This window comes from Pantoea sp. SGAir0175, from assembly GCF_043547855.1.
On the sequence record NZ_CP028082.1, the window covers coordinates 369,760 to 389,974 of the forward strand.

Below are 20,215 nucleotides of genomic sequence, written 5' to 3' on the forward strand. Positions count from 1 at the left end.
GGCGCCTCCTCAGGCAATCACCGGCAGCGCGCCGGTGACATAGTGGTGTTCCAGCGTGCGATTCAGCAGCGGATCGTGCAGCGCCATGCGGAACTCGCTGGCCGGACGGATGCCGCCGATCGCGCTCAACGTGCCGCATGACATCGCAAAGCCTTCGCTGACCGGGCGATCGCCGAAGTAGCGCGCCAGCAGATCCATCGGCGTGAGCAGAGAGTCGAGCGTGCCCTGCTGATAAGTCACCCAGTCGCCGTTGACTTTGATCCACGCGCGCAGCTCCAGCCGGTCCCAGTGCGGCTCAACCTCTGCCATACGCCACGCATGACCGGCGACCGGCTTAACGCAGGCCTGCTTCGACAGTGCCACGCTGAAGGTTTCCAGGTGACGGTCGGTGTGATCGGAAATCAGCGACACCCAGTATTCGCCGCGATGGAAAAACACAAACGGCTCGGCTTCGCCGGAGGTTTGTTCGCCCACCACTTCCAGCGGGCTGTGCTGCGCCAGCTGCTGGGTGGCTACGCGATAAAACAGCGGTACTGCACCAGGTGCGGGCACGCCCAGCGCCTCCAGCTCCCTGATATGGTGCAGCACCGCCGCCTGGTCACGGCCAACCCATCCGGCAATGACCAGCTGCTTAATGTCGACATCCAGCACCGGGGCGCCTTGTGAGTCGGTTGTAAAGCGTAAATGCATGCGATGATCTCCTGATGAAAAATGCGTGTGAAATTTCACTGCAATTTCAAGATAGCCATTTTCATGCCAGGTTTTTGTGTAAGATGTCTCAGTACCCAAATAAGGATCTGCGTGATGAGTGATTCAGTTGCTGAAAATGTGAAGTCACAGGCCGGACAAAAAAGCGTTTCATTGAATGAACAGGCCTATCTGGCGTTCAGGCATCGCCTGATTACGCTGCGCTATAAGCCAGGTGAATATCTCAATACCGCGCAGGTGATGGAGGATCTGGCAATGGGCCGCACGCCGGTCAATCAGGCGGTACACCGGCTGGCGACCGAAGGGTTACTGCAGATTATCCCGCGTAAAGGGGTGATGGTGGCACCGCTGTCGATTGACGATGCGCTGGAGCTGATTGAAGTGCGGCTGGTAAATGAAGCGCTGTGCCTGCGGCTGGCGTCGCAGCGCGTGAATCCGGCGCAGATTGCCCAGCTACAGGCGCTGAATCAGCGCATCGCCGCCGCCAGTGTGGCGCGCGATCGTGAGCAGATGATGCTGCTGGACCGCGAGTTTCATCAGGTGCTGGCTGACATCGCCGGCAACGGTCGTCTGTCAGATATTCTCAGCATCATCCACGCCCAGGCGCAGCGCTTCTGGGCAACCACCCTGTCGAGCGCGCAGCACATGCAGGAGGTGATTGCCGAGCATGACGCAATCATTGCGGCGCTGGCGCAGGGTGACGTAACACGGGCAGAAGACGCCGCGCGCGTGCACATCTATTCGTTTAAGCAGGCGCTGCTGAACGCCTGATTTCAGCCAGGGTAAAACGGGCCGGGACCGACGGATTCGCGCAGAATTAGCTCGCCGGCAAAGGTTTTGCGGTTACGCATTTCGCCGCCGTCGAGCATCGACACCAGGCGTTCAATGGTTTCCTCGATCATGCCGGTCACCGGCATGCGCACGCTGGCCAGCGCCGGAATGGTATAGGGCGCCAGCGGAATATCGTCGAAACCCAGCACCGCCACCTGCTGCGGCACGCGGATGTTATGCGCCGTCAGCGCTTTCAGCGCGCCCACCGCCATCTCATCGTTACTGGCGACCAGCGCGCTGAACGGTTTACCACGCGCCAGCAGCGTTTCCACCGCCGCCGCCCCGTGCTGCGCCTGCCATTTGCCCTCCACCACCAGCGCGTCATCTGCCACCAGCTGATGCTGCGCCAGTGCCGCGTGATAACCGGCCAGGCGCTCGCGCCCGGTTGGCGAGTCAAGCGATCCGGTGATAAAAGCGATATCGCGATGGCCGAGCGCAATCAGCTGCGCCACCGCCTCGGCGCTGGTGCGCTGCTGATCGGAGTAGATGCAGTAACTGTCGTGCTGACGCAGCCGCCGGTTGATTACCAGAATCGGATGGCGGTGCTGGGCAATGATGCTGTCCATCTCATCGATGGTGAGAAAACGCGGATAGATGATCACACCATCGCAGCGCAGATCGAGCAGAAACTGAATCGCCGCACGCTCCTCTTCGGCGCTGTGTTTGCCATCCACCAGCAGTAGCTGACGGCCCTGCTGCTCAAGAATACGCGCCGAATGCTGCATCATTTCGCTGAAATAGCTGCCGGTATACAGCGTGTTGGTGATCACCAGGCCGATGGTCTGGCTGGATTTAGTCGCCAGATTGCGCGCCAGCAAATTCGGCCGGAAGCCGGTCTCGGCAATCGCCTGGTACACCCGATCGCGCTTCTCCTGGCTGACGTAGCCGTTGCCGGACAACACGCGCGACACCGTCGCTTTTGACACGCCGGCCTTTTTTGCCACCTCAAGTATGGTTGCCATGCTTCACTCTGCTTCGCTGCTCATCGCCTCAGTGTACCTAAGCGATGAATAAGACGGGGAATTTTCTTGTCGCCCTGCGCCTGCGGGTGAAGATCCCGCCGCACGTCAGCCGATCAACATCACAAAATTAAAACGAAGATAGCGATTTTTCTTGTCTGAATGAATGAGCCTGTTCATGATTTTGTGAAACCGGTTTCTCATGAACACATAATAGCCAGACGAAACCGACGTTTCCTCTACCCTACAATCAGAGACAAACATTCATGGCGACCAACTACGCTGACGCCGCACGAGCCATTGTGGCCTCGCTCGGCGGATTAGAGAATATTGAAGCCGTTACCCACTGCATGACACGCCTGCGCTTCGTGGTGAAAGACAGCGCGCGCGTCGATAACGCCACGCTGAAAGCCATTCCCGGCGTGATGGGCGTGGTGCACACCGACAGCCTGTGTCAGGTGATCATCGGCAACAACGTCAATCTCGCCTTTCAGGAAGTGATGAAACTCGGCACGCCGGGCAACAGCGACAGCGCGCCGGTGAAACGGAAAATCACGCTGCGCAGTATCGGCGCGGGCATTCTCGATGCGCTGGTCGGCACCATGTCACCGCTGATCCCGGCGATCATTGGCGGATCGATGGTGAAACTGCTGGCGATGATGCTGGAGATGAGCGGCGTGCTGCCCAAAGGCTCGTCGACGCTGATCATCCTGAATGTGATTGGTGACGGCGCCTTCTTCTTCCTGCCGGTGATGGTGGCGGCTTCGGCAGCGCTGAAATTTAAAACCAATATGTCGCTGGCGATTGCCATTGCTGGCGTGCTGGTGCATCCCAATTTTATCGACCTGATGGCCAAAGCGGCGCAGGGTCAGGTGGTGGAATTCGCCTCGGTGCCGGTCACCGCGGTGAAATACACCTACACGGTGATCCCCGCGCTGGTGATGACGTGGATTCTGTCGCACATCGAATACTGGGTCGATCGCTTTACCCCGGCGGTGACCAAAAACTTCCTTAAACCGATGCTGATTGTGCTGATTGCTGCCCCCATCGCCATTGTCTTTATTGGTCCGCTGGGTATCTGGATCGGTAGCGGTATTTCGGCGCTGGTGTACACCATTCACGGTTATCTCGGCTGGCTGTCGGTGGCGATCATGGGCGGTCTGTGGCCGCTGCTGGTGATGACCGGCATGCATCGCGTGTTTACCCCGACCATCATTCAGACCATCGCTGAGACCGGCAAAGAAGGCATGGTGATGCCGTCGGAAATTGGTGCCAACCTGTCACTGGGCGGCTCATCGCTGGCGGTGGCGTTCAAAACCAAAAATCCGGAACTGCGGCAGACGGCGTTCGCGGCGGCAGCTTCCGCCATCGTCGCCGGCATTTCCGAACCGGCGCTGTACGGCGTGGCGGTGCGCCTGAAGCGCCCGCTGATTGCCAGCCTGATCAGCGGCTTTATCTGTGGTGCGGTGGCCGGCATTGGCGGCCTCGCCAGCCACTCGATGGCCTCACCGGGCCTGTTTACCAGCGTCCAGTTTTTCGATCCCACCAACCCGATGAGCATCGTCTGGTTGGCTGGCGTGATGGTGCTGTCAGTGGTGCTGTCGTTCATTCTGACGCTGATTCTTGGCTTTGAAGATATTCCGGTGACAGAGACCGCGCCGCGCCCCGGCAAGTCGGAAGCGGCAAAGCCGCTCAGCGCGAATTAATAATGGACTGTGATTGAGGTGAGTGATGTCTGAAGTGACATTTCCTGCGGGATTTTTATGGGGCGGCGCGTTAGCCGCCAACCAGTCAGAGGGGAGTTATCGCGCCGGCGGTAAAGGCTTGACCACGGTGGACATGATTCCACACGGCGAGCACCGCATGGCGGTTAAGCTGGGGCTGGAGCCGCGCTATGCGCTGCGCGACGATGAGTTCTATCCGAGCCACGACGCCATCGATTTTTATCACCGCTATAAAGAAGATATCGCCCTGATGGCGGAGATGGGCTTCACGGTGTTTCGCACCTCCATCGCCTGGAGTCGCATTTATCCCAACGGCGATGAACTGACGCCGAACGCGGCAGGTATCGCCTTCTATCGCAGCGTATTTGAAGAGTGCCGCAAATACGGCATCGAACCACTGGTCACGTTGTGTCACTTCGATGTGCCGATGCATCTGGTCACCGAATATGGCTCGTGGCGCAACCGTAAAATGATCGATTTCTTTGCCCGCTACGCCCGCACCTGCTTCGAAGCGTTTGATGGTCTGGTGAAATACTGGCTGACCTTCAATGAGATCAATATCCTGTTGCACAGCCCGTTCTCCGGTGCCGGTCTGGTGTTCGCGCCGGATGAACATCACGAACAGGTGAAATATCAGGCAGCGCATCATGAACTGGTCGCCAGCGCGCTGGTAACCAAAATCGCCCATGAGATCAATCCGCAGAATCAGATTGGCTGCATGCTGGCCGGCGGCAACTTTTATCCGTGGTCCTGCAAGCCGGAAGATGTGTGGGCCGCGTTACAGAAAGATCGCGAGAACTTATTCTTTATCGACGTTCAGGCGCGCGGCGCTTATCCCGCTTATGCCGCCCGGGTATTCCGCGAGAAAGGCGTGGAGATTGTCATGGCGGAAGGCGATAGCGAACTGCTGCGCCATACCGTCGATTTCATCTCCTTCAGCTATTACGCCTCACGCTGCGCATCGGCAGAGATGAATGAACAGAACAGCAGCGCCGCCAACGTGGTGAAGTCACTGACCAATCCGCATCTGGCGCGCAGCGCCTGGGGCTGGGGCATTGATCCCCTTGGCCTGCGCATCACCATGAATATGATGTACGACCGCTATCAGAAGCCGCTGTTTCTGGTGGAAAACGGTCTCGGCGCGCACGATGAAATCAATGCCAGCGGGGAAATTGCAGACGATTACCGCATCAGCTACCTGCAACAGCACATTCGCGCCATGGGTGAAGCAATTGCTGACGGCGTGCCGGTGATGGGCTATACCACCTGGGGCTGCATCGATCTGGTCGCGGCGTCGACCGGTGAAATGAGTAAACGCTACGGATTTGTCTATGTCGATCGCGACGACCACGGTAACGGCACGCTCAACCGGCTGCGCAAAAAATCCTTCTGGTGGTATCAGCGGGTCATTGCCAGCAACGGCCGGGATTTGGATTTTTAATTAAAAATATGCGGTGAATGGCGCTGAATGATTGTTCAATTCAGGGCCATTGCGCCACAAAGGGAATATCCGGCGGCGCCGGGCAAATCTTTTTGCGAAAAATCTCGCCGCTGCGCTAATTTTGCTGCGGGAATATCCGGCAGAAGCCAGCCTTAATACGCTTATTCTGCTGCGTTTTTATTCATTCCTCTTTTAACTCTCTATTTAAATCCGGTCCTGACGAATTTATTCTACCCTGCCCGATCGCGGTATCAGCGCCTGTACAGCGGTACTCTTTTGTACAGCGCGATGGTACTATTTCCCGGTTGCTGTTCAGAGATAGCGCTATGTTACAACTACAATTAAAGGTGAAGGGCGACAGCCAGCTGCTCTATTTATTGCAGGGCTTACGCGTATTTCTTCCCGTATTTTCTCTCATTTATCTCCTCTGTTTTCCTGCTGCTCAGGCGGCAAACAGTGCGGTTCAGCGTGACGATCAGGCTAACCGCATCGTCAGCGGCATCATCAGTTTTAGCCACTGGCCACAGTTAACACAGCCGCCACAGCTGTGCGTATTCGCTTCAGCACAGCACCTTGCGCAGCCTAAGGGCCCGACGCCGTTCAGCGTGGTGTGGATTAACCAGACCAGTGAACTCAGCCGCCAGCGCTGCGATGCAATTTACTTCGGCGATCAGACGCCGCAGCAGCAAACTGAACTGCTGGCGATGCTACAGGGTAAAGCCGTCCTGTCCATCGCGGAAAACAACCCGGACTGTGCAGTTGGCGCGGCCTTTTGTCTGATCTTTAACCGCGATCACACCGCATTTTCCGTCAACCTTGACTCGCTGGCGCGCAGCGGTGTCAGAGTGAGCCCGGACGTGTTGTTGCTGTCCCGCAAAGGAAGCAAATAAGATGAAGTTTGATAGCATAAAAAAAGATAAATCATCGATTCGCAATAAGTTGCGTCGTATCAGCACCGTCAATGCCGCCGTGATATTACTGCTGTGCTGGCTGCTGCTGACATCGACGTCTTTACTGTTTATTAAACGCTATGAGAAAAGAAACCTCGAACTCATTGCCGCCACACTCAGCACCAGCCTGACCGCCGCGACGGTATTTGAAGACAGCTATGATGCCCGCAACAAAATAGCCCTGCTCGGCAATGAAGGGATGTTTGCCTCCGCGAAGCTGGTCACGGCGGGCAATACCGTACTGGTGGACTGGCACGATCGCCAGCAAGAGAGCGGCTGGTATGAAACGCTACTGCGTAGCTGGATTTATCAGCAGCCGCTGGCGGTGGAAATTAATCACGCCGAAACCCAGGTCGGCCATTTAATGCTGGCTGGCACCGTCAGCGGTGCGGCCGATTTTATTCGCTATTCGGTAATGATTTTATCCATCGGTATGCTGTGCGTGCTGGTGATTTCCTGCCTGCTGAGTGAATTTCTGCATCGCGGTATTCTGCGCTCGCTGCGCAATATCACCAGCGCCATCCATTACGTGATTCGCTCTGGCGATTTCTCGACGCGCGTACCGCAAAATCCGACCAAAGAGTTTCAGCTGTTTTCTGAAGATCTCAACTCGCTGCTGAGTGAAATGCAGACGCTAAAAGCCTCGCTGCTGCGCGATAACCGTTCACTGGCGGCCAAAGCGCTGGAGGATCCGTTAACCGGACTGGCCAATCGCTCGGCGTTTGTTGGCCGCCTGTCGCAGTTGCTGGATCAGCAGCTGGCGCATGAGAATTTTGTGCTGCTGTTTCTCGACGGCGATCGCTTCAAGAGCATTAACGACAACTGGGGCCATGCCGCCGGTGATGAAGTGTTGAAGGCCATCGCGGCGCGCCTCAGCGCGCTGGCGTATCAGGATGATCTGGTGGCGCGGCTGGGCGGTGACGAGTTTGCCATGCTGATCACCAGCCGCACCTCAGAAGCCGATCTGCAGCAGCTGACGGAAGATATTCGTACCGCAATCGCGCAATCGATTGTGATTTCGGAAGGCACGCAGATCACCACATCGGTGACCATCGGCTACGCCTGGTCGCAGCATGGCGATTCGGTGGCGTCGATTCTGGAGCGCGCCGATATGCACATGTATAAAAACAAAGGAATGAGTAAGGTACGCGTATGAAACTGAAATCATGTTTGCTGGTTATGGTGCTGGCCTGTGTCGGCTGTCAGTCAACCGGGCGTTTTAGCGACGCGCAGATTAAAGCGATGCGCGACGCCGGCTTCAGCGAAAACACCGAAGGCTGGGGACTGGGCCTGTCCGATAAAATCCTGTTTGGCATCAATGAATCTGACCTGACGCCCGCCAGCAAAGCCAGCATTGCGCAGATGGCGAAAAACCTGGCCGCCACCGGCATCGAACATCTGCGCGTTGACGGCCACACCGATAACTACGGCAAAGCAGATTACAACCAGCAGCTGTCGCTGAAACGCGCCAACGCGGTGGCCGATCAGTGGGCCACCGGCGCGGCGATTCCACGGCAAAACATCGTGACGCGTGGGCTGGGCATGAGCGCGCCGGTCGCCAGCAACAACACTGCACAGGGCCGGGCGCAAAATCGCCGCGTTGCCATTGTGATCACGGCGCCGTAAGCGGGTAATCAGCGCGTCTGCGCATAGTCATACAGCCGATCGCGCGCGAGGTTCTTCATTTTGACTTCGCACATGATGTCGAAGCGATCAAACGACAGCGCCCAGTCATTCAGCGTCTGGTTGAAATAGTAGTCAGAATGGGCGCGCAGCTTCGGCTTTGAGGCGGCGAGTTGCTCCTGATCGGGAAAGCCGCTCTCCGGGATCAGCCCTTCCTGGGCGATCGAATAGTGCAGCACCGGCCGCACGCCGCGCCACGACTCCAGAATCAGCGCCACGCGCGCATCGCTGGCCTGAATAAACTGATTCTCTTTCACCCAGTGATGGTGAATATCCAGTACCACCGGACACAGCGCACGCGCCTGCAAAACGTCATCCAGCGAGCAGGAAATTTCGTCATTTTCCACCGTCAGCATATTGCGGGCTTCCGGGCTAAGGCGCATAAACGCCGCGCGAAAACCCTCAATACCGCGCTTGCCGTTCATGTGGATGTTGATTTTGAAATCCTGAAACTGCCTGCCGTAGCCCATCAGCGCCGCGCACAGCGTGTGGTACTCGACATCCTCCAGCGCCCGATCCACCACGTCATCATTATCCGAAGCCAGCACCGTATACTGGCCGGGATGGAACGACAGGCGAATGTTGTGCGCGCGGGCCAATTCGCCGCAGCGGCTAAACAGCGGCTGCAGCTCGGGCAGAATATCGCCATACAGTTCTGTGGCCAGCGGCACAGTGTACAGCGGCAGCAGATCGCTGCCGATACGCATCATGCGTAATGCATCCGGCTGCTGCGCCAGCTGTTCCAGCGTCAGAGAGAGGTTCTGCAGGTTATTTTGTGCCAGTGCCAGCAGCAGCGTGGCCGCCGCGTTACGCTCCATAGCGAGAAAGCGTGTGCGGGTGGTGGTTTTAAATGGAAATGGCTGTTTAGCCTCAGAATCAAAGTACTTACACGCAAAACCCAATTTCATTATGTTCCCCTTCAGGTCAGCTAGTGAGTCTAGCTGCCGCTGGCAATTATGCGAGGAACGCCGCGTGATAAAACGGGCAGCCGCCTTGCACGGCTGCCCGCACTGTTACACGCTCGGGTAAGTGATATTGCTGCCCGGCGCTTCACGGTGCAGATGGATAAAGTTCAGGTGACGCTCGTACTGATCGAGAATGTCGATGATCACCTGCTCCTTGTTGTAGTCCATCAGATCGTTGCCCTGGCTGCCCTCCAGCAGGAAGGTTTCCAGCCGGTAATAGTGCGACTTACCGCTGCGGGCGCGATAGGTAAAGCCCGGCACCGAGTACTGCTGCGGCCACACCTGATAGACGAAATCCTGCTCCTCGCCGAGGTGCACGCGCAGATCAAGGTAGCCCAGCGGCTGGCCCTCTTCCGGCGCAACGCTCTCCAGCGATACGCGACCGCCGCGCAGCTCCAGCTCTTTAGCGACATCCTGCATCGCCGGATAGATCACCGTTTCCATCATCTGCTGGGTATAGCGCGTGCCCGGGTAGTTCATCAGGCGCGACAGCCGCTTTTTCCAGCTCAGACGGTCATTGCTAGCCGGAATATAGGGCGCGGTATCACGGCTGGCGCTGGCGCGGCGGTGATCTTCCACTTTGAGTGATTTATACAGCCCGGCCATCACAAAGAAAATCACGAAGCTGAACGGCAGGCCCATGATCACCGTGGTGTTTTGCAGCGCAGAGATGCCGTTGGTCATCAGCATGCCCATGGTCAGCACGCCAATCGCCACCGACCAGAAAATGCGCAGCCAGTTTGGCGCATCGCTGTTGATGTCTTTCAGCTTCGAGGTGAAGTTCCCCAGCACCAGCGAGCCGGAATCCGCCGAGGTAACATAAAACAGCATGCCGGTAATGGTGGCGACCGAGGCGCTGAACTTAAACGCCGGATACTGCGCCAGCAGGCTGTAGAAACCGCGCTCGGCATGCGCCATCACTTCCTGGGCAAAACCGGCATCGCCGTGGATGATCTCGTACAGCGCCGCGTTACCGAACACCGACAGCCACAGCAGCGTGAAGGTGAACGGGATAATCAGCGTGCCGAGCACAAACTCACGGATGGTGCGGCCACGGGAAATACGGGCGAGGAACAGGCCGACAAACGGCGACCACGCCACCCACCACGCCCAGAAAAACAGCGTCCAGCTGTTCATCCACTGCGTCGGACGATCAAACGCAAAGGTGTTGAGCGTCATGCCCATAAAGCGGTTGATGTAATCACCGACGTTCAGCACCAGCGCGTTGAGCAGGAAATCCGTCTTGCCCATAAACAGCACAAACAGAATCAGACCAAGCGCCAGCGCGACATTCAGCTCCGACAGGATGCGGATGCCTTTATCCACGCCCGAGGTCACCGAAATGGTGGCAATCACCACCGACAGTACAATCAGCGCCATCTGCGCCGTCAGCCCTTCCGGCACATCAAATAACACTTTCAGCCCGTAGTTGAGCTGTACCACGCCGATACCCAGCGTGGTGGCGATACCAAAAATGGTACCGATCACCGCCGCGATATCCACCGTGTGGCCAATCGGGCCGTTAATGCGTTTGCCGAAGATCGGATAGAGCGCCGAGCGAATAGTGAGCGGCAGATTATAGCGGTAGCTGAAGTAGCCGAGCGCGATGCCCATCAGCGCATACATCGACCAGCCGGTCAGACCGTAGTGAAACAGCGTCCACACCATCGCCTGACGCGCCGCTTCCAGAGTCTGCCCGGCGCCTTCCGGCGGCTGCATATACTGCGTGACCGGTTCCGCCACCGAGAAGAACATCAGATCGATGCCGATGCCGGCGGCAAACAGCATCGCCGACCAGCTCAGCAGACTGAATTCGGGTTTGGACTGCTCCGGGCCCAGCTTGATGGCGCCGTAGCGTGAACAGGCCATATAGATGACAAAGACGATATACAGCGTGGCGGCCAGCATGTAGTACCAGCCAAAAGTGGACGATACCCAGTTGACGGCGCTCTGGATCCAGCCGGCAGCGAGATCGCTGTACAAAATGGTGACAAGTGAAAATGTCAGAATCAGTCCGGCAGAGGTGTAAAACACCACGGGATTGATTCTGTCTTTTTCACTGGCAGGTGGATTAATCATCGGTTACCTCTGGTTAATTTCCTGTAATTATTCAATGAAGTAGCAGGGCCGTAGCGATCGGCCTTATCGGTATCGTTCTACTGTTTTCCCTCCTGATTGTCCGGCACGGTTCAGCATTCACCATCCCGTTGCGCTTTTATAACAACCGAAGCACAGTATCCTAACAACTTTCTTTTTTATATTGAACGTGCAATCAAAAAAAGTTTTAATAGGGGTCTTACATTGCGGTGGAGCTGGAGTCATGCCAAAGGTGGGAATGCAGCCGATACGTCGTCGGCAACTGATTGATGCGACCCTGAGTACCATTAACGAAGTCGGGATCAATGACGCGACCATTGCGCAGATTGCGCGGCGCGCCGGCGTCTCGACCGGCATCATCAGCCACTACTTCAAAGACAAAAACGGTTTGCTGGAAGCCACCATGCGCGACGTGACGCGTCAGTTGCGTGATGCGGTGGCGGCGCGACTGAAACCGCTGGCGGGAGCCGGCACCGAAGCGCGCCTGCTGGCGATTGTCGAAGGTAACTTCGACGACACCCAGGTGCACAGCGCAGCGATGAAAGCGTGGCTGGACTTCTGGGCCAGCAGCATGCATCAGCCGCAGCTGGGTCGCCTGGAACGCGTCAGCAGCCGTCGCCTGTTTTCCACGCTCGCTGCCGAGTTTCGCCGCGAGCTGCCGCGTGAGCAGGCGCGGCTGGCCGCGCACGGTCTGGCCTCGCTGATTGATGGCCTGTGGCTGCGCGCTGCGCTGAGCGGCAAACCGTTTGATCTGGCGATTGCCAGAACGCTCACCACCCAATTCATTCGCCAGCAGCTGGCTGGCGCCGCGAATCACTGAGGAAGGAGCAACCATGTCCCGATTCACCGAGCAGCATTTATACATTGATGGTCATTACGTTGCCGCAGCAGCGGGCGACACATTCCAGACCATCAACCCGGCCAACGGCGAAGTGCTGGCCGAGGTCCATGAAGCCGCGCAGGCGGATGTCGATCGCGCGGTCGCCGCCGCGCAAAAAGGTCAGAAAATCTGGGCGGCCATGACGGCGATGGAGCGGTCACGCATCCTGCGCCGTGCGGTGGATATCCTGCGCGAGCGTAACGATGAGCTGGCGGCGCTGGAAACCCTCGACACCGGTAAACCGTTGAGTGAAACCCAGGCGGTGGACATTGTTACCGGTGCCGATGTGCTGGAGTACTACGCTGGCCTGATTCCGGCGCTGGAAGGCCAGCAGATCCCGCTGCGTGATACCTCCTTCGTCTATACGCGCCGCGAACCGCTTGGCGTGGTCGCCGGTATTGGCGCATGGAACTATCCGATTCAGATCGCGCTGTGGAAATCTGCGCCGGCGCTGGCGGCTGGTAACGCGATGATCTTTAAACCCAGCGAAGTGACGCCGCTGAGTGCGCTGAAGCTGGCAGAAATCTACAGCGAAGCCGGCGTACCGGATGGCGTGTTCAACGTGCTGAACGGGCGCGGCGCGGTGACCGGTCAGCTGCTGACCGACCATCCGGGCATCGACAAAATCTCCTTTACCGGTGGCGTGGCCAGCGGCAAAAAAGTGATGGCCAACGCGGCCGGCTCCACGCTGAAAGAGGTGACCATGGAGCTGGGCGGCAAATCGCCGCTGATCGTGTTTGACGACGCCGACCTCGATCTCGCCGCCGACATCGCCATGATGGCGAACTTCTACAGCTCCGGCCAGGTGTGCACCAACGGCACGCGCGTGTTTGTGCCGACGGCGTTGCAGCAGGCGTTTGAGGCCAAAATCGCTGAACGCGTGGCGCGCATCAAAGCTGGCGATGTCAACGATCCGGCCACCAACTTTGGCCCGCTGGTCAGCTTCCCGCATCGAGACAATGTGTTGCGCTATATCGAATCCGGCATCAGCGAAGGCGCGCGCCTGCTGTGCGGCGGTAAACGCATGAGCGGCGCGGCGTTTGATAACGGTGCCTGGGTAGAACCGACCGTGTTCACCGATTGCCGTGATGAAATGACCATCGTGCGCGAAGAAATTTTCGGACCGGTGATGTCGATCCTGACCTACGACAGCGAGGAAGAAGTGGTGCGCCGCGCCAATGCCACCGAATACGGCCTGGCGGCGGGTCTGGTCACCCGGGATCTGAATCGCGCGCACCGCGTCATTCACCAGATTGAAGCGGGCATTTGCTGGATCAACACCTGGGGTGAATCCGCCGCTGAAATGCCGGTGGGCGGTTACAAGCACTCCGGTATCGGCCGCGAGAATGGTCTGATGACGCTGCAGAGCTACACGCAGGTGAAATCTGTGCAGGTCGAACTGACCCGTTTTCAGTCGGTATTTTAATCAAGCTTAACCTGAGGAGCGACTAATGGAATTTGATTACATCATTATCGGAGCCGGATCCGCAGGGAACGTTTTGGCAACAAGACTGACCGAAGACAGCAGCGTGAACGTCCTGCTGCTGGAGGCCGGCGGTCCCGATTACCGCTTTGATTTCCGCACGCAAATGCCGGCGGCGCTGGCCTGGCCGTTACAGGGCAAACGCTACAACTGGGCGTACGAAACCGAGCCTGAGCCACACATGAATAACCGCCGCATGGAGTGCGGACGCGGTAAAGGGCTGGGCGGTTCGTCGCTGATCAACGGCATGTGCTACATCCGTGGTAACGCCATGGATCTCGACAACTGGGCGCAGCAGCCGGGTCTGGAAAACTGGACTTACCGCGACTGCCTGCCCTACTACCGCAAGTCGGAAACGCGCGATATCGGTGCTAATGATTATCACGGCGGCGAAGGCCCGGTGAGCATCACCACCTGTAAGCCTGGCAACAACCCGCTGTTCGCCGCGATGATTGAAGCCGGCGTGCAGGCGGGCTATCCGCGCACCGACGATCTCAACGGTTATCAGCAGGAAGGATTTGGTCCGATGGACCGTTTCGTGACGCCGCAGGGCCGCCGCTCCAGCACCGCGCGCGGTTATCTGGATACGGCAAAACAGCGTCCGAATCTGAAAATCATCACCCACGCCACCACCGATCGCATTCTGTTCGAGGGCAAACGCGCGGTCGGCGTGCAGTATCTGCACGGCGCCAGCGATACGTCGCACACCGTGCATGCGCGGCGTGAAGTGCTGCTGTGCGCCGGTGCTATCGCCTCGCCGCAGATTCTGCAGCGCTCCGGCGTTGGCGCGGCGGCATTGCTGAAGCAGCACGATATCCCGCTGGTGCATGATCTGCCGGGCGTCGGTGAAAACCTGCAGGATCATCTGGAGATGTACCTGCAGTACGAGTGCAAAGAGCCGGTATCGCTCTATCCGGCCCTGAAGTGGTGGAACCAGCCGAAAATTGGTGCCGAGTGGCTATTCAAAGGCACCGGTATCGGCGCCAGCAACCAATTTGAGGGCGGTGGCTTTATCCGCAGCCGGGAAGAGTTTGCCTGGCCCAACATTCAGTACCACTTCCTGCCGGTGGCGATTAACTACAACGGCTCGAATGCGGTAGAAGCGCACGGTTTCCAGTGTCACGTCGGTTCGATGCGTTCACCAAGCCGCGGTCACGTGCGCATTAAGTCGCGCGATCCGCGCCGGCATCCGGCGATTCTGTTTAACTACATGGCGCACGAGCAGGACTGGCATGAGTTCCGCGATGCCATCCGCATCACGCGGCAAATCATCAACCAGCCGGCGCTGGATAAGTATCGCGGCAAAGAGATCAGTCCGGGGCTGGAGTGCCAGAGCGACGAGCAACTGGATGAGTTTGTGCGCAACCATGCTGAGACCGCTTACCATCCGTGCGGCACCTGTAAAATGGGTAGCGATGAGATGGCGGTCGTGGATGGCGAAGGTCGCGTACACGGCCTGCAGGGGCTGCGCGTGGTCGACGCCTCAATCATGCCGCTGATCATCACCGGTAACCTGAACGCCACCACCATCATGATTGGTGAGAAGATCGCTGACAACATTCGTGGTCGCCAGCCGCTGCCGCGCAGCGAAGCGGACTACTTCGTGGCGGGCGATCGCCCGGTGCGCGGCGAGCCGCTGCGCGCATAAAGCAGTGATGTCTCAGGGGGAGAACGTACGGTTCTCCCCTTTTTTTCGCCCTCTTCTTTCTCGTCACCCCGCCTGCCATCAAGGCCTGTCAGACTTTGCGCCGCACGGTGCTGGCACCTGGGTTGATGTAGCAACCTAACAGTATGTTGTAACTAGAATACCTCAGCGCCTCCGCTAAGCGCCGGGCTTGTCCAGCGCCAGCGCCTGCAAAAAGCGTTGCAGGATGGCGTTGTGACGCGAGCCCTGGCGCGTAACGAGCGCGATTTGACTGTGGTAATGGAACTGCTGCGGCGCGAGGGCGCGCATCTGCTTTTTCTCCACCCACTGCGCGGCGTAGTGGTCCGGCAGGAAACCAATATAGCTCCCGGTGAGAATGAGAAATGCGATCCCTTCGCGATCGGAAGCGGTGGCGCTGCAGTTCAGCTGCTGATGCAGCGCAATCGCCTCCGCCGGCATGCGAAACAGCGGCGCTATCGCATCGCAGGCCGCCAGCGCGTGGTGTTCCGGCCGCTCCGCCTGGTTAAACAGCGGGTGCGCGTGGCTGCAATAGAGCTGCGCATTTTCATCATACAGCTGTGCGTACGCCAGCCCGGAGACCGGCGCCGCCATCGGCAGCGCGCCCACGTGCAGGCGTCCTTCCAGCAGGCCACGCTCGATGTCCGCCGCGGTTAACATACTGATGTTGATCCGGATCCCTGCCCCGCTCTCCCGCAGCGCCGCCAGCGCATGGGTGAGACGCATGCGCGGCTGCGTCACCAGATTATTGATGATGCCGATGTTGAACTCCCCGCGCAGTTGCTGATGCATCTGGTTCACCTGCTGGCGAAAATCTTCCACCGCCGCCATCATGGTCTCGCTGTGTCGTAAAATTTCACGCCCTTCCTCGGTGAGCGCAAACCCGGCGCGACCGCGCTGACACAGGCGCATGCCCAGCCGCTTCTCCAGATCGCTCATGTGCAGGCTGATGGCCGAGCGCGTAATGCCGAGCAGGCTTTCGGCAGCAGAAAAGCTGCCGCACTCGCTGACGGTTTTAAACACGCGCAGCAGTTTGAGGTCAAAGTCGGTGACCTGGGCCAGCGTTTTCTTTTTCATTCAGGTGAGTAAATCCATAACTGAAGACAAGTTAATTAGCATTTAACTTAACCGTGTGCGGATTGCAAACTCTGCTTATCACCCGCCGGAGGAAACCCGATGCCACAGCCAATCAATACCGCCGACCTGAATTTGCAGGCGCACTGGATGCCGTTCACTGCTAACCGCTATTTTCACCAGGATCCCCGTTTTATCGTCGCCGCGCATGGCCGCTGGCTGACCGACGCCGACGGTCGCCAGATTTACGATAGCCTGTCCGGACTGTGGACCTGCGGCGCGGGCCATACGCGCCGTGAAATCCAGCAGGCGGTGGCGCAGCAGCTGGGTACGCTGGATTATTCGCCCGGCTTTCAGTACGGCCATCCGCTGTCGTTTCAGCTGGCCGAGCGCATCGCCAGCCTGATGCCCGGCGATCTTAACCACGTGTTTTTCACCGGTTCGGGATCGGAGTCAGCGGATACCGCCCTGAAGATGGCTCGCGCCTGGTGGCGGGCCAAAGGCCAGCCCAATAAAACCCGGCTGATTGGTCGCGCGCGCGGCTATCACGGCGTGAACATTGGCGGTACCAGCCTTGGTGGAATCGGCGGCAACCGTAAGGCCTTTGGTCAGCTGCTGGAGGTTGATCACCTGCCGCATACGCTGCAGCCAGAGCTGGCGTTTACCCCCGGCCAGCCTGCCACTGGGGGCGAGGCGCTGGCGGATGAGATGCTGAAGCTGATTGAACTGCATGATGCTTCGACTATTGCCGCGCTGATTGTCGAACCGCTGTCCGGATCCGCCGGCGCGATTATTCCGCCGCACGGCTACCTGCAGCGCCTGCGTGAGATCTGTACGCAGCACGATATTTTGCTGATTTTTGACGAGGTGATCACCGGCTTTGGCCGCATGGGACGCTGGAGCGGCGCGGAGTATTTTGGCGTCACACCGGATCTGCTCAACTTCGCCAAACAGATTACCAACGGTGCCATTCCGCTGGGCGGCGTGGTGGCCAGCAGCGAAATCTATCATACCTTTATGTCTCAGCCGCTGCCGCAGCATGCGGTTGAGTTTGCGCACGGCTATACCTATTCGGCGCATCCGGTGGCCTGCGCGGCCGCGCTGGCGACGCTGGACGTACTGGAAAACGAGGCGCTGATTAGCCAGTCGGCCGAACTGGCACCGCATTTTGAACGTGCGCTGCACGGGCTGCGCGCGTGTCCGCAGGTGGTGGACATCCGCAACTGCGGGCTGGTTGGTGCCATTCAGCTGGCACCCCGTGACGGCGACGCGACCGTGCGGCCATTTGAAGCGGGCATGGCGCTGTGGAAAGCCGGCTTTTATGTCCGCTTTGGCGGCGATACGCTGCAGTTCGGCCCGATGTTTGATACCCAGCCGGCCGAACTGGACCGGCTGTTTGATGCGGTAGGTGAAGCGCTGTACGGCCTCAGATAATCTCTGTGCTGTAGCTGACCGGCTGCGGCGGGATGAATGCCTGCACCGGCGTCAGTTCGCCGCGGTATTTGCGCAGCTGCACCACGGTGATTTGTCCGCTACAGCCCTGCGCCAGCGATGACGTGCCGATATCCAGCGTCAGCACATTCGGATTGCCGTGGCGACACAGCGGTCGCAGCGCGGTGGGATCGACCGGATCGTACCAGGCACCGGTCGGCAACTGCACCACACCTGGCATAATGCTTTCGGTAACGCGCGCGCTGGCCAGCACGTGACCGCGCTGATTGTACAACTCGATAATGTCACCGTCGGTAATGCCGCGCGCGGCGGCATCGTGCGGATGCAGGCTGCACACCTCACGTCCTTCGCGTTTGCTGCTCAGACTGTAGTCACCAAAATCCAGCTGGCTGTGCAGTCGCGTGGCCGGCTGGTTGGCGATCAGCCACAGCGGATGTTCCGCATCCGGCTGCTGCTGCGGCGCGCGCCACACCGGATGGCCGGGGCAATTTTCATAGCCAAAGCTGGCGATAGTGGCGGAAAAGATTTCGATTTTGCCGCTCGGTGTCGGTAGCGGTGCCGCCGCCGGATCGGCCCGGAACGCGTTGATCATCCGCCCGCCATCTTTCAGCTGCGGCAGTTCAATCACGCCCTGCAGCCAGAACTGGTCGAAGTCAGGAATCGTCACCTGCTGCGCGGCCAGTTTCTCCTGCAGCTGCGCATAGTGATGGCGCAGCCAGCCGCGGGCGTCGCGTCCTTCGGTGAACGCCTCTTCACGGCCTAAACGACGCGCCAGTTCAGCAAAAATGGTGTAGTCATCCTGCGCCTGCGCGTAAGGTTGCGCCACCGGCTGCATGGCAAACAGATGACGATCGGTCGGCGCACCGCCGATATCTTCACGCTCCAGCGTCATGGTGGCAGGCAGCACGATATCCGCATGGCGCGCGCTGGCGGTCCACGCGGTCTCGTGCACAATCAGCGTATCCAGCTGGCAAAACGCCTGCCGCAGCCGCGCCAGATCCTGATGATGATGGAACGGATTGCCGCCCGCCCAGTAGGCCAGACGGATGTGCGGATAGGTCAGACGCCGGCCGTTGTAATCAAACTGCGTGCCGGGATGCAGCAGCATATCGGCGATGCGCGCCACCGGAATCAGCCGGTCAATACCGTTCCTGCCCTGCGGCAGCGCCGGGAAACTCACCAGATTATGATGCTTACCGTAATGGCCGAGTGCGCCGAGCGCATAGGTGTACCCACCGCCCGGCAGCCCCGGCTGTCCCAGCGCGGCCGCCAGCACCAGCCCCAGCCATACCGGTTGCTCACCGTGTTCCGCGCGCTGCAACGCGTGCGCCACGGTAACCAGCACGCGCTTGCCGTGCAGCTGACGGGCAAAATCGGTGATTGTTGCCGCGCTGACGCCACAAATCTCAGCCGCCCACTGTGCGTCGCGCCGCGTACCGTCCTCTTCGCCGCGAATATAGGCGACCATTTGCGGCCAGCCGACGGTGTAACGCGCGAGGAAAGCCTCATCGGTGCGCTGCTCGTCAATCAGCACCGACAGCAGACCGAGAATGAAGGCCGCATCGGTACCAGGACGCAGCGCCAGCCACTCTCCCTGCGCCTCATCGGGCAGATCGCTCTGCAACGGGCTCACCGAAATAAAGCGTGCGCCGCGTTCTGCCGCCTGCTGCATAAAGCCGCGTTCGGTGTGTTCGCTCAGACCTCCGCTTGCCACCTGCGAATTTTTTAGCGCCAGGCCGCCGAACGCCAGCACGATCTCGCTATGCCGGGCGATCTCTTCCCAGCTGACGCCGCGGCGGGCGATCTCATTCATGTCGCCAACGATATGCGGTAACAGCACTGAAGCCGAGCCGGAACTGTAACTGTTCACCGAGCGCACGTAGCCACCCATCACCGTGTTAAGAAAGCGGTGCACCTGGCTCTGCGCGTGATGAAAACGGCCGGCACTTGACCAGCCATATGAGCCACCAAAAATACCTTCCGGCCCATACGCGTCCCCGACGCGCTGCAATTCGCGCGCCACCAGCGTGTAAGCCTGCTCCCAGCTCACCGCCACATAGTCATCATTGCCGCGACGCGGATCCGCGCCGGGCCCGTTTTCCAGCCAGCCACGGCGCACCATCGGTTGCGCCACGCGCGCCGGATGATGCAGGACATTGTGAAAGTTTTGCAGCAGCGGGCTGGGATCGGGATCGCCGTGAAACGGTTCGATGGTCAGTCGATCGCCCTGCTGGCGGGCAGTAAAAGCACCCCAGTGGGCGCTGTGCATCACCGGTTTTTGCGTCATCATGCTTCCTGGAGTCAA

The 20,215-nt window shown here is 59.0% G+C and carries 16 protein-coding genes; 10 read left to right on the plus strand and 6 right to left on the minus strand.

The window, feature by feature from the left end; translation table 11 throughout:
* Positions 1 to 9: 9 nt before the first annotated feature.
* Positions 10 to 690 (minus strand): DUF2848 domain-containing protein, encoded by a 681-nt coding sequence (locus C1N56_RS20995; protein WP_394517494.1) that lies wholly within the window; start codon positions 688 to 690, stop codon positions 10 to 12.
* A 114-nt stretch (positions 691 to 804) separates the two neighbouring features.
* On the opposite strand from C1N56_RS20995, the gene C1N56_RS21000 reads away from it, so the two are divergent.
* Positions 805 to 1,479 (plus strand): GntR family transcriptional regulator, encoded by a 675-nt coding sequence (locus tag C1N56_RS21000; RefSeq protein ID WP_136546578.1) that lies wholly within the window; start codon positions 805 to 807, stop codon positions 1,477 to 1,479.
* A 2-nt stretch (positions 1,480 to 1,481) separates the two neighbouring features.
* Here the strand turns inward: C1N56_RS21000 and C1N56_RS21005 are convergent, their stop codons facing one another.
* Complete coding sequence (locus C1N56_RS21005) at positions 1,482 to 2,501, minus strand: LacI family DNA-binding transcriptional regulator (RefSeq protein ID WP_136546576.1); 1,020 nt, start codon at positions 2,499 to 2,501, stop codon at positions 1,482 to 1,484.
* A 263-nt stretch (positions 2,502 to 2,764) separates the two neighbouring features.
* Here C1N56_RS21005 and ascF point away from each other — a divergent pair, with 263 nt between their 5' ends.
* The 5 genes from ascF to C1N56_RS21030 all read left to right on the plus strand — a co-directional run bounded on the left by ascF (position 2,765) and on the right by C1N56_RS21030 (position 8,239).
* Positions 2,765 to 4,204, plus strand: a complete 1,440-nt coding sequence (gene ascF, locus C1N56_RS21010; protein WP_394517495.1) for a PTS cellobiose/arbutin/salicin transporter subunit IIBC — start codon at positions 2,765 to 2,767, stop codon at positions 4,202 to 4,204.
* A gap of 25 nt (positions 4,205 to 4,229) precedes the next feature.
* Complete coding sequence (locus C1N56_RS21015; protein WP_159377765.1) at positions 4,230 to 5,663, plus strand: 6-phospho-beta-glucosidase; 1,434 nt, start codon at positions 4,230 to 4,232, stop codon at positions 5,661 to 5,663.
* A 326-nt stretch (positions 5,664 to 5,989) separates the two neighbouring features.
* Positions 5,990 to 6,553, plus strand: coding sequence for a YfiR family protein (locus C1N56_RS21020; RefSeq protein WP_159377766.1), 564 nt, complete (start codon positions 5,990 to 5,992; stop codon positions 6,551 to 6,553).
* 1 nt (position 6,554) lies between these two features.
* Positions 6,555 to 7,769: a diguanylate cyclase domain-containing protein gene (locus C1N56_RS21025; protein WP_159377767.1), complete on the plus strand. Its 1,215-nt coding sequence runs from the start codon at positions 6,555 to 6,557 to the stop codon at positions 7,767 to 7,769.
* The gene (locus tag C1N56_RS21030; RefSeq protein WP_021509523.1) at positions 7,766 to 8,239 is read left to right on the plus strand and encodes an OmpA family protein; all 474 of its coding nucleotides are present in this window, start codon (positions 7,766 to 7,768) and stop codon (positions 8,237 to 8,239) included. The genes C1N56_RS21025 and C1N56_RS21030 overlap by 4 nt, the downstream gene beginning before the upstream one ends.
* Before the next feature lie 8 nt (positions 8,240 to 8,247).
* Here C1N56_RS21030 and C1N56_RS21035 read toward each other — a convergent pair whose 3' ends face one another.
* Both C1N56_RS21035 and C1N56_RS21040 read right to left on the minus strand, forming a co-directional pair.
* The gene (locus C1N56_RS21035; RefSeq protein ID WP_159377768.1) at positions 8,248 to 9,204 is read right to left on the minus strand and encodes an apurinic/apyrimidinic endonuclease family protein; all 957 of its coding nucleotides are present in this window, start codon (positions 9,202 to 9,204) and stop codon (positions 8,248 to 8,250) included.
* A 105-nt stretch (positions 9,205 to 9,309) separates the two neighbouring features.
* Positions 9,310 to 11,340, minus strand: coding sequence for a choline transporter (locus C1N56_RS21040; protein ID WP_021509525.1), 2,031 nt, complete (start codon positions 11,338 to 11,340; stop codon positions 9,310 to 9,312).
* A 241-nt stretch (positions 11,341 to 11,581) separates the two neighbouring features.
* Between C1N56_RS21040 and betI the strand changes: the two genes are divergently transcribed.
* From betI to betA, 3 genes are read left to right on the plus strand one after another with little or no spacing between them, the layout of a single operon-like run.
* Complete coding sequence (gene betI, locus C1N56_RS21045) at positions 11,582 to 12,178, plus strand: transcriptional regulator BetI (protein WP_058758824.1); 597 nt, start codon at positions 11,582 to 11,584, stop codon at positions 12,176 to 12,178.
* A 13-nt stretch (positions 12,179 to 12,191) separates the two neighbouring features.
* Entirely contained in the window at positions 12,192 to 13,664 is a 1,473-nt protein-coding gene (gene betB / locus C1N56_RS21050) for a betaine-aldehyde dehydrogenase (protein ID WP_159377769.1), read from the plus strand.
* A 25-nt stretch (positions 13,665 to 13,689) separates the two neighbouring features.
* On the plus strand, positions 13,690 to 15,369 hold the full coding sequence (betA, locus tag C1N56_RS21055; RefSeq protein ID WP_021509528.1) for a choline dehydrogenase: 1,680 nt from the start codon (positions 13,690 to 13,692) through the stop codon (positions 15,367 to 15,369).
* Between the two features lie 174 nt (positions 15,370 to 15,543).
* Here betA and C1N56_RS21060 read toward each other — a convergent pair whose 3' ends face one another.
* Complete coding sequence (locus C1N56_RS21060; RefSeq protein WP_394517496.1) at positions 15,544 to 16,461, minus strand: LysR family transcriptional regulator; 918 nt, start codon at positions 16,459 to 16,461, stop codon at positions 15,544 to 15,546.
* A 99-nt stretch (positions 16,462 to 16,560) separates the two neighbouring features.
* Between C1N56_RS21060 and C1N56_RS21065 the strand changes: the two genes are divergently transcribed.
* The gene (locus C1N56_RS21065; protein ID WP_394517497.1) at positions 16,561 to 17,892 is read left to right on the plus strand and encodes an aspartate aminotransferase family protein; all 1,332 of its coding nucleotides are present in this window, start codon (positions 16,561 to 16,563) and stop codon (positions 17,890 to 17,892) included.
* Here the strand turns inward: C1N56_RS21065 and C1N56_RS21070 are convergent.
* Positions 17,885 to 20,197 (minus strand): molybdopterin-dependent oxidoreductase, encoded by a 2,313-nt coding sequence (locus C1N56_RS21070; protein ID WP_394517728.1) that lies wholly within the window; start codon positions 20,195 to 20,197, stop codon positions 17,885 to 17,887. The two genes, C1N56_RS21065 and C1N56_RS21070, sit on opposite strands and share 8 nt — an antisense overlap.
* Positions 20,198 to 20,215: the final 18 nt, after the last annotated feature.